Genomic DNA, 11,141 nt, shown 5'->3' on the forward strand with positions numbered 1-11,141 from the left:
CAGAAAGCATGGTGGAGAGCGTATGAAAGCAGAATCGGCATTAGCTTGGTTAGTTAAAGTGAGTATAGGCTTAACGTTAATCGTGATTGTATTAGGCGCTTATACGAGAATATCGGATGCTGGTTTAGGTTGCCCTGATTGGCCGGGATGTTTTGGACAACTAACCGTACCGACGCAAAACCATGAAATCGTACGTGCCAACAGCTTATTCCCGCAGCATAGTGTCGAACCTTATAAAGCGTGGCTAGAAATGGTGCACCGGTATGTGGCCGGTACATTAGGCTTATTGATTGCCGCCATTCTAGTGTTGAGCTTTAAAGTACCAAGCGTGCCAAAAATGTGGCCTTGTGTGTTGTCGGTGCTGATTATCTTTCAAGCGGCCTTAGGAATGTGGACAGTAACGCTTAAGCTAATGCCGATTATCGTGATGCTTCATTTACTTGGTGGCTTTACTCTCTTGTGTCTATTGTTGGTTTTTTACTTGGTGATGAAACCGCATCCGTGGCTGAGTTCTATTTCTTCCTCTTTTCATACTCAGCATCTTCCTTCATTGCAACGGGCTGCTTGGTTTGGGATGGTGATCTTACTGATGCAAATCATGCTCGGAGGATGGACCTCATCCAATTATGCGGCTTTAGTGTGCACTTCTTTTCCTGTCTGCAACGGTAATTGGTGGCAATCATTGAATTTCAAAGGGGCATTCACCATCTTTCAACAACCTCTATTAATGAATAATGATAGCTACGAATATGGCGTGTTGGATTATTCCTCTCGAATGACCATTCATATCATGCATCGAATTGGCGCGGTATTAACCGCCATCACTTTGATCTGGTTAGCGTGTCGTGTGATCGCTCATAAGTTGAATTCTGCGTTTAAAGTGGCAGGAATAGCCTTGATCATGTTGGTATTTATACAAATTGGCTTAGGGATCACAAATGTTATGCTTCAATTGCCGGTTATTTTAGCGGTAGCCCACAATTTGGTCGCAGCCCTGCTATTGTTAAATGTAGTGTTTATTGGTGTCGCTTTCGGTTTATTGGCGAAACAGCAACGAGTTGCACCAAGAGAAAATCGCCAAGCAATGGCGGAAGCAAGAAGGGTATAAGTATCCACACTTTGAACCATTAGGAGGGTAGGGAAATGCCAAAGTCTAATGTGATTCCTTTTCCAGAAAGAGATAGCCGAAGCACTGAACATGCTCAAACGTCATCAAGGTTAGCATTACAGACTAACCCTTCTTTGCCACATCAAGCGAATTCCGAAAGCGGACAAACTGCCACACCTAAAGCGCCATCAACGGTATTCAGTAAAGCTTACTGGATGAAGCAATGCCGATTGTATTACTCCCTTACTAAGCCCAAAGTGGTGATGTTGATGCTATTAACCGCATTGGTGGGTATGTGCTTATCGACCGATGGAAAGTTGCCTTTGCAAGCGTTGGTGGTGGGGTTATGGGGAATTGGTTTAATGGCGGGTTCTGCTGCTGCGCTCAACCATTTAATTGATCGACGCATTGATGGCCTAATGGCGAGAACGAAAAAGCGCCCATTACCGTCAGGGGAAATGCAAAGTTGGAAAGTGCTCACTTTTGCGAGCGTTATTGGTGTTGTTGGCTTTGCTAGCCTGTATTTTTGGGTAAACGGATTAACCGCATGGCTCACGTTCGCCAGTTTAATTGGCTACGCGGTGATTTATACGCTCTACCTAAAACGTGCGACACCGCAAAACATTGTGATTGCAGGAATTGCAGGAGCGATGCCGCCACTGTTAGGTTGGACTGCGATCACCAATGATCTGCATGCTCATGCGTGGTTACTGGTAATGATTATCTTCATTTGGACACCGCCCCATTTTTGGGCATTGGCGATTCACCGTAAAGATGAATATGCCAAAGCAGATATCCCTATGCTCCCAGTCACTCATGGTGTGGAATTCACCAAAACCAGCGTCTTGTTATATACCGTGTTGTTGGCGTTAATTTGCTTCTTACCTGTGCTGGTTGGCATGAGTGGTACGGTATACGCAGTGATCAGCACCTTGCTTTCATTTGGGTTTATTTATAAAGCTTGTGAGTTGAAATATTTCCCTAAACCTAATAGCGCAATGGAAACATTTAAATTTTCGATCTATCACTTAATGGGATTATTTGTTGCTTTGCTGGTGGACCATTACGTTTTGATATGATGCGTGTGATTGGTATGGGTAAAGTGAATAAGTTTGAAATTTCAACAAGATGAGTTACTCTAAATTTATACCCAAAAACATTGAATACTGCACTTTGACGTTACTTGGGTATATAACACTTATTTTTATAACTTGGGAACACACATAACAATGAAGAGTTTTGGTTCAGGGTTTAATAATTTTTTTGTCGGCTTATTTAGTGGTTTATTATTGCCGATTGTCATCATCATGGTATTGCTGTTTTTAACCGTCGATAAAGTGACAAGCTTTGCTCAAGATGAAGCCATTGCTCCGTTATATCAACGTGGCGCAGAAACCTTAGACAAAGTAGATTCACTGATCACCACGTTAGATACTAAAGTAGATAATGCAAGTTTAGAGGACATTCACCTGCTTGCGCCTTTGAAAGATGCCAATCTTTTCCCCGAGTTAAAACAACTTGCGGGTTCCGTCGAGAAGCTTAGTAACGCCGCTTCTGATGTGGATAAACAAGCGGTTGTCGATAACTTAAAAGAGAATCTCAAAACATCGCTTTCTCAAAAATACCCTGTTGAGAAAGCCCAGCAGCTTGCAGATAATTTTGCAGGTATAGCGGAAGTGCTAGCCAGTAAAAAAGAACAAGTCGCGGATAACGTTACGGATAAGAAAGATGAATTGATGGATCAAAAAGATGAGTTAGTGGAAAAAGCACAAGATCCTAGCTAAATCATCATTCTTTGTTTCATTACTAAAATCGCAGCCCATATATTGGCTGCGATTTTTTGTTTTAGTGACGAACCTAATGCTAAATAAATGATTGGTTGAATATTGGCTATGGAAACCGCTAAGGTGGTGAAGCTGCATGTGGATAGGTTAACGTAACTAAGGGATTTAAAATGAAGAAAAAGGTCGTGCTGTATACGCGTATTCCAGAAGCTGAGTTTGAGAAGTTAAACCAAGACTTTGATTTGATTTATTTTGACGGTATCAGTGATACCAATCGTCAGCAATTTCTTGCTGAAATAGAGACCGCTCATGCATTAATTGGTGCCAGCGTAAAACTGGGATACGACGAACTAAAGCATACTCAGAATCTGCAAGTGGTTTCGACGATATCAACTGGTGTTGATGCCTTTGATATTGAATACCTTAACCAACGCAAGATTGCGTTAATGCACACCCCTGATGCAGTGACCAATACTACGGCAGATACTATCTTTGCCTTAATGATGTGCACGGCTCGTCGCACCACAGAATTGAATAACCTAGTCACAAGAGGAGATTGGAAAGGCAGCATTAAAGAGCAACATTTCGGCGTTGATCTTCATGGTAAAACGCTTGGAATACTTGGTATGGGGCGAATCGGTTATGCACTGGCCAAACGTGCTCATTGTGGCTTTGATATGAATATTAATTATTACAATCGTAGCCACAATATCAAAGCAGAAGAAAACCTTTCTGCGACTAAATTGAGTTTAGATGACCTGTTAGAACAATCTGATTTTGTATGTTCAATCTTACCGGCTAACGCTCAAACGGATTTATTGATTGGTCAAAGAGAATTCGAATTAATGAAGCCTTCTGCTATTTTTATTAATGGAGGAAGAGGGAATGTTGTGGATGAAGAGGCGTTGGTGAATGCTTTATCCATGGGATCAATTCGAGCGGCAGGTTTGGATGTGTATAAAGTAGAACCCTTGCCAACCAGTTCCCCATTAATGTTACTCGATAATGTGGTTTTACTGCCTCATGTTGGGTCAGCTACCGCTCAAACACGGCTGCTTATGGTTCAATGTGCGATAAGTAATGTGCATGCAGCGTTACAAGGCAATATTGTTGAAAATTGTGCGAATGCAGAGGCTTTTTGAGAACCCAAAGGCTGGATTGTAATCTAGCCATTTACCATTAAATTCGATCACCAGAGCTGCCAGAGCATGCAGAATGAAAGCCACTCCTTTCACTATTTTGGGTATATATCGGTTATCTCTATAAGGCGGTTCTGGTTGAATCACACAGCATGAAGATCCTATCTGTTTTAAGCAAGCTCACAAATCCCTAAAGACTTAAACGCATTTGTTTGACTTTACACCTGCTACGACCTAACAATGAAACAACCAATTTAAACGGCTGTTCAAATTTTATAAGAATAATGAATTTGAATGCGGTAATTCATTTGTGCAGCTAATGTGAAAACAAATATAAAGGTAAAACTACTATGATGAGTCTTGCTGCCGGTCTTCGACGGAATGCGATTTGTAAACCAAACAAAGTTGCGATTATTTGTGGTGATGTTGAAATCACTTATGCCCAGTTTGATGCGATTGCAGGAAAGATTGCGACCGCATTAGTGGATCAAGGGGTTCAGCCTGGCGATCGCGTGGCGTTAAGTTGTCCGAATCTTCCTTTCTTCCCATTGGTGTACTACGGAGCGCAAAAAGCGGGTGCTGTCGTTGTGCCGTTGAATGTGTTGCTAAAAAGCCGTGAAGTGAAATATCACTTAGAAGATTCTGGCGCAAAATTTTATTTTTGCTTTGAAGGCACACCAGATTTACCGATGGCCCACGAAGGCATCAAAGCATTTCATCAAGTAGATAGCTGTGAAAATATGGTCGTGATGTGTTTGGCTGAAAATCAGTTGGACTATGACGGTTTGCCAACCATGAGCGCCTTCATTAAAGATGCCGCGCCAATTCAAGATTATGTTGCGCGTGAAGCTGATGACAGCGCCGTTATTTTATATACCTCTGGCACGACAGGTTTAGCAAAAGGCGCAGAATTAACGCAAAGTAACATTATTACTAATGCATTGGTTGCTCAAAGTATTATTGGGTTGAATAGCCAAGATGTGAATATGGCGACGCTGCCGTTGTTCCATACGTTTGGCCAAACGGTCAACATGAATACCACCGTGTTGTGTGGTGGCACGATGTTATTAGTGCCTCGCTTTGAAGCTGCTTCAGTGTTGAGTTTGATTGAAAAGCATAAAGTCACTCTTTTTGCTGGCGTGCCAACGATGTACATCGCCATATTGCATGCCAAAGTGGATGCCGATATTAGCAGCTTAAAAGTGGGGATCAGTGGCGGGGCTTCTATGCCGGGCGAAGTGATCCGCAACTTTGAGAAGAAGTTTGGCGTACCAGTATTAGAAGGTTACGGCCTTTCTGAAACTAGCCCAATTGTTTGCTTTAACCATTTAGATGAAGAGCGCTTTGTTGGTTCTGTCGGTCAAGCGATTCAAGGTGTTGAAGTGCGCCTTGTGGATTTAGAAGGTAACCAAGTTGCGACTGGCGAAGAAGGTGAAATCATTGTTCGTGGTCATAATGTGATGAAAGGTTACATCAATCGCCCAGAAGAAACAGAAATCGCAATGAAAGATGGCTGGTTCTATACCGGTGATATTGCGCGTCAAGATGATAAAGGCAATATATTCATTGTCGATCGAGTTAAAGACATGATTATTCGTGGTGGCTTTAATGTCTACCCGCGTGAGATCGAAGAAGTCTTTATGACGCACCCTGCGGTTTCTATGGTGGCGGTTATCGGTGTTCCACACCAAGAATACGGTGAAGAAATTAAAGCTTACGTTGTGTTGAAAGAAGGCGAGTTCATTGAAGAAGATGAATTGCAATCTTGGGGTAAAGAGCAATGCGCCGCTTATAAATACCCACGTAAAGTTGAAATTCGTGCTGCTCTGCCAATCAGTGCAACCGGTAAGATTTTGAAGAAAGATCTCAAAGCGGAATTAGTTTCTTAAATTGCTTTTAGTCGAGGATAAGAGTACTCAGTCGAGTATTGTTAATTAAGTCTTTTGAGTCTTTGAATATAAAAGGAAGCCCAATTCGGCTTCCTTTTTATTTAGATATCCCCTTAAATTATTGTGGGTATAAACTTGGCGAATATGCTAACGACACGCTTCTAATACTTGCCACGATCCCCATGCATTGTCTTGTGGTTTTTCATTGTAAGACCACCATTTAGCCTGCCATTTAAACCCAGCGTAATGAATGGTTTGCCCGCTCATATAAGCCGTACCTGCTTTCCATTCTGATGTGTCACAGTGAGACGGCAACGCTTGCGGGGTTTCCATCCAATTGATCAGTTCGATATGGCTTACAATCCGCACATCAGACTTAGATAAAGCGTAATCTAAAAATGCCTCCAACGCTTGGCGACGTTCTGCCGCGGTCGATACCGTTGGTACCCATTGATCAAATTGATCATCATAGTGAGCGGAATGGGCAAGGAAAGTCATCGGCGCTTTATTGCCCGCAAGACGCCTATCCAAGTTGTATTTTAAAATGGCTAAGACTTCAGGCCCATTTAATCCTGCCATATAAAAGAGGTTGTAATCACCCGACTCAATCTTGCCTGATTGAGTATCAAACCAACTCATTTTTTCTGCTATTTTTGAACGCAGTGAGTAGTCAATGCCATATAGTTTCGCAGTGGTATTATCTGGCACCGTAAATGCGTAAACCGGCACTTCCCATAACCCTGTGTGTTGAGTGACAGGTGGTTTAATTCCCCAGATGGCGACAATATCCGCACCCGGGCTGCCGTTATCTAACGTGTAAGGCCAGTATTGATTGCCTGAGTGATGCGTTGGGTCATAACCTTCTGCAATACTGGCATCATATTTAAAGCCCGCTTGGTTTAGGTAGGTGAATAACGCATCGTTATATTCAAGATAAGGTGAACGAAACCCAACCGCTTTGGCATTAATGCCATCTTGATCGGAAGGAAATTCGGCATCTTGTTGGCTAAATGGCTTATTCATCGCTGTTTGGCAATCGTTGATCTGTTGCTGCCACTGTGCGTCAGTAAATTCCAAACCATGTAAATGATTGAGTGTATGGTTTCCCATTTCATGCCCCAATAAAGTGGCTTGAAACCAAGTTTCTTTTACATGACCAGAATTGGTCGCTTGTTCATTATCAGCAAGAATGGCTTCGCAAGTATTGAAAAAGGTGGTGTGGATGGACTGTCCATCGAAGGTGTTTACATTACCATTTCCTTGCGGGTTAGATCTTTTTCCCCATTGGTTTAATACCCAGTTCTGCCCGTCGACTAAAGTGTTGTCGTCAAACGCGATAGCCACAAATTGTGGAGCATTTTCTATCGCAATACCTGCTGGCGGTAGCTGAGATGGCGCAATATTGGCCGCGTAAGCGTTGAGTGACATAAAAGCCATGCTTAGACCAAAAGTGATTCCTTGTTTTAACATATTCGTCTCCAGTAAATGTTTAAACTGGAAATAAGGATAGATGTGATAACGAAGGAATGCGTAAGAAGGTAAGGAAATGGAATCGATAGAGCTGCTGGTTGTAAATGAGGAACGTGTTATTTACATCTGAATCTACGGGGATATTTGGCTTTAGATCATCCATTTTAAGTGCTTAATGTGTTTGTAGTACAAATTAAATGTAACTGTCATATTTGTCATTTACATTTCATTTTCTTTTTTGTTCTACATTTTGGATGTTATTTTGAAATCATTTCGAGCTTTTATTCCTCTTGCCATTTCTATGGCGTTATTCGGTTGTAATGAGGAAACGAAAACCGCGGAAAATCAAACCGAAGAAACAGAAAACAGCGATGCTAATGAGCCAGAACCAATCGCCTCTTCTCTGAAAGTTGCCTTTATGCCAGATATTCACTTTCATGATGTGTATGGTGATTTTGAAGATGGCTCATTTGACGGTTTACCCAACAGTAAAAGTGGCGACAATGCCACAATTCGCACCATGTTATCTCAGATGAATTCTACTCGTTTGTTTAATGAAAACTATTTTGCTTTATTGGCTGCACTTGATGATGTCGTCGCAAAAGGGATTAAATATGTCGCTCTGCCAGGGGATTTTAGTGACGATGGTCAGCCTGTGCATTTAAGAGGTCTGGCAAAAATATTTAAAAAATATGAAGAAGAGCATGGCTTAGTCTTCTTTGCTGCTCCCGGTAATCATGATCCAGTTCGCCCTTTTAATCAGCCAGGAGGCAAGTCCGATTTTCTTGGTGAGGGAGGGCAAAATCAGCGTATTTATAGTTTGGGTAAAAATGAATGCCAAGGGTATACCGAAGCCACCACCACCATCGACAATGCTTCCGGTTTAGCGACTATCTGTACTCAAGAAATTCAGCATTTAGGCTATGAGTCTGTCATGTCGATGATGGGAGATTTTGGTTTTTACCCTGATGAATCTTACCTCTACTATGAAACCCCATACAGCCAAAACAAAAGCGTCGATTCTTATTCTTACACCGAAGCAAAAACCGATGCAACGTACCAAAACCGCATGTATGAAATTTGCTACGAAGGAACAGGTGGCGATTATAAACAAGAAGGCTATACCAGTTGTTCTATGGTTCCTGATTCTACTTACTTAGTTGAGCCGGTAGAAGGGGTGTGGTTATTGGCTATTGATGCCAATGTTTATCGCCCAAAGAATAATTCAACGGGTGGCGAAGATAACCCAGATGGCTACGATGGTTCTAGCAGCGCCGGATATAACTTAATGCTAACCCATAAGCAGCAGGTGATTGAATGGATAGCCGATGTTGTTCAACGCGCTAAAGAACAAAATAAAGTTTTGTTATCGTTTAGCCATTTTCCAATGACTGATTTTTACAATGGTGCTTCAGAAGATATTGAAGATGTATTCGGCGAAGGTAACTTTCAGTTAAGCCGCATGCCACAAAATTCAACCAGTGAAGCATTAGCAGAAACCGGATTGACAGTGCACGTTGGTGGACACATGCACTTTAACGATACCGGTGTGAAGCAATACCAAAAAGAAGGTAAAACCTACACTTTATTTAATATTCAAGCGCCATCACTTGCAGGCTATGTACCGGCCTATAAAATCCTGTCATTAAAACCAAATTCACAAATTGAAGTCGAAACCGTGATCATTGGTGATGTTGCTAGATTTGATGAGCTTTTTGAACACTATCAAAAAGAGTATGACTACCTCGTTTCTTCAAAATCGGATTCACTATGGAATAAAGCGATCTTAAATTCAAAATCGTATTATGAATTGACGGATTGGCATATTCGAGAGTTGACGCGCTTGCGTTTTCTACCTAGTGAGTGGCCGGAAGATATGAAAACCATGATTTTTAATATGAATGGTAAAGAGATGCTTATTATGTCTCAAATAGAGACCACACTGACGTACTGTGAAATGAGTTATTTACTCGGTGATTCAACAGGTTGTAGTTTAACCGAAGAGCAAAACATACAGGCGAAAATAGAATGGGATGCCGCCACAGTGAACGCGCAAGCGAAGGCAGAAGAAGCCGGTTTAACGCTCGCTACATTTGAACAATGGACAGGAACCGAGCTCGCGACCGACTTCTATCGTTTGCGTAATGCCGATGAATTAGCATTTCGTGATATTGAAGAGCAACGCTTGTCGGAATATGAATTATTAAGCCTTGAACTTTCAAGCTTTAAAGGCGAGATAGTCATTGATGATTCAACGGATGTAAATAGCCTGAACGCTGGAGAGCTTTTCCGTTCACGTTTTGGTTCACTCTTTTATATTCTGGATAAATTTGCCAGTGGAGAGGCCAGTGATCACTTCATTATCGATACTGAATACGGCACGCTAGAAGATCTGGTTCAATCGCCAGCGCGCGAGCACTTTGCTCATTAAATTGGAATGCATAAGCTTTAAATGAATCCTAATGGGCACTGAACGTGAATATTCAGTGCCCATTTTTTGATGTAGTGACTACATCATCATCGGCGCAACCGAGGCAACCAATAACCCTGCCATTGAATAATTAAACCACTTTACTCGTAGAGGGCTGCTTAGCCATATTTGTAGCTTCTGCCCCGCATACGTCCACAAACTCACCGAAGGAATGTTTACTAAAGCAAACATCAATGAAACGAGCGCGACGCCTTGCCAATTTGCCGTAGTGTTATAAACGCTGACCGCCGTGATCGCCATTGTCCACGCTTTTGGATTCACCCATTGAAAATTTGCCGCGGCAATAAAGCTCATTGGTTGATAAATGGTGTCGCTATTGCTTGGCTGAGAACGCGCTATTTTCCATGCTAGGTAAAATAAGTAAGCAATACACACCACATTTAATCCTTGGTGCAAGGTTGGGTAAAGCGAAAATATATTCATTAAGCCAACGCCAACCAATATCACCATAAAACTAAAGCCGAACACGATCCCCAACATGTGAGGAATCGTACGCAAAAAGCCAATATTCGCCCCAGATGTCATTAACATAATATTATTCGGCCCCGGTGAAGCGGTAGAAACCAGTACAAAAGTAAAAAGTGCCAAGAGTTGTTGTAGTTCCATTTTAGGTTGTCCGTTATGTTTAATCTTCCTTGTATGTTATGACGCTTTTGGCTACATTTTATGTCTATTTGATGTGTTAAACAGACTGATTGAGCAATAAAAGTAAACTATGGATAGATTTGACGAAAGAATATTGCACGAACTACAAAGTGATGGCCGTTTATCGAATGTGGAGCTAGCAGAGCGTATTGGGCTGTCACCATCAGCCACTCTTCGCCGTGTGCAAGAATTAGAGCGAAGCGGTGTGATAAAAGGCTACCGAGCGGTGTTAGATGCTGAAAAACTCGGCGTTGGATTTGTGGCGTATGTGTCGATTGGCTTATCCGATCACAGCCAAAAATCCCAACGTGGTTTTGAAGAGCATGTTGCGCTAGCCAAAGAAGTCACAGAGTGTCATAACATTACCGGTGCTAACGAATATTTATTACGGGTAGAAACCCAAGATTTAAGCCGTTATAAGCGTTTTCATTCGGAAGTGTTAGGCGAGATCCCACAAGTTAATTCGATCACGACTTTGGTGGTGATGGATTCACCAAAAGATAATCGATAATCCCGTGCGTTTTTACATCACATAAATTCCGTTGTGCTAGGTCTTCTTTTGCAGATTCAAAGCAATTTGTAACTCATTTTTGAGCTAGGAACATGGCTTATTTA

9 protein-coding genes are annotated in these 11,141 nt (G+C 42.0%); 7 read left to right on the forward strand and 2 right to left on the reverse strand.

Annotated features, from left to right (window positions below; translation table 11 throughout):
- The first annotated feature begins 22 nt into the window (after positions 1-22).
- From A1QC_RS03685 to A1QC_RS03705, 5 genes are all read left to right on the forward strand, one after another.
- The gene (locus tag A1QC_RS03685) at positions 23-1,108 is read left to right on the forward strand and encodes a COX15/CtaA family protein (RefSeq protein WP_017025523.1); all 1,086 of its coding nucleotides are present in this window, start codon (positions 23-25) and stop codon (positions 1,106-1,108) included.
- A gap of 35 nt (positions 1,109-1,143) precedes the next feature.
- The gene (gene cyoE / locus A1QC_RS03690; protein WP_017025524.1) at positions 1,144-2,187 is read left to right on the forward strand and encodes a heme o synthase; all 1,044 of its coding nucleotides are present in this window, start codon (positions 1,144-1,146) and stop codon (positions 2,185-2,187) included.
- Between the two features lie 150 nt (positions 2,188-2,337).
- Positions 2,338-2,892: a hypothetical protein gene (locus tag A1QC_RS03695; protein WP_017025525.1), complete on the forward strand. Its 555-nt coding sequence runs from the start codon at positions 2,338-2,340 to the stop codon at positions 2,890-2,892.
- A gap of 170 nt (positions 2,893-3,062) precedes the next feature.
- Complete coding sequence (locus A1QC_RS03700) at positions 3,063-4,034, forward strand: 2-hydroxyacid dehydrogenase (protein WP_017025526.1); 972 nt, start codon at positions 3,063-3,065, stop codon at positions 4,032-4,034.
- 347 nt (positions 4,035-4,381) lie between these two features.
- Entirely contained in the window at positions 4,382-5,920 is a 1,539-nt protein-coding gene (locus tag A1QC_RS03705) for a long-chain-fatty-acid--CoA ligase (protein ID WP_017025527.1), read from the forward strand.
- A 147-nt stretch (positions 5,921-6,067) separates the two neighbouring features.
- Here A1QC_RS03705 and A1QC_RS03710 read toward each other — a convergent pair whose 3' ends face one another.
- Positions 6,068-7,390: a polysaccharide deacetylase family protein gene (locus tag A1QC_RS03710; RefSeq protein ID WP_017025528.1), complete on the reverse strand. Its 1,323-nt coding sequence runs from the start codon at positions 7,388-7,390 to the stop codon at positions 6,068-6,070.
- Between the two features lie 259 nt (positions 7,391-7,649).
- Between A1QC_RS03710 and A1QC_RS03715 the strand changes: the two genes are divergently transcribed.
- Entirely contained in the window at positions 7,650-9,821 is a 2,172-nt protein-coding gene (locus tag A1QC_RS03715) for a metallophosphoesterase (RefSeq protein WP_431305836.1), read from the forward strand.
- Positions 9,822-9,899: 78 nt separating this feature from the next.
- Here the strand turns inward: A1QC_RS03715 and A1QC_RS03720 are convergent, their stop codons facing one another.
- The gene (locus tag A1QC_RS03720; protein WP_017025530.1) at positions 9,900-10,487 is read right to left on the reverse strand and encodes a LysE family translocator; all 588 of its coding nucleotides are present in this window, start codon (positions 10,485-10,487) and stop codon (positions 9,900-9,902) included.
- A gap of 109 nt (positions 10,488-10,596) precedes the next feature.
- Here A1QC_RS03720 and A1QC_RS03725 point away from each other — a divergent pair, with 109 nt between their 5' ends.
- On the forward strand, positions 10,597-11,037 hold the full coding sequence (locus tag A1QC_RS03725) for an Lrp/AsnC family transcriptional regulator (protein ID WP_017025531.1): 441 nt from the start codon (positions 10,597-10,599) through the stop codon (positions 11,035-11,037).
- Positions 11,038-11,141 lie beyond the last annotated feature (104 nt).

The organism is Vibrio rumoiensis 1S-45, from assembly GCF_000286955.2.
Lineage (GTDB): Bacteria > Pseudomonadota > Gammaproteobacteria > Enterobacterales > Vibrionaceae > Vibrio > Vibrio rumoiensis_A.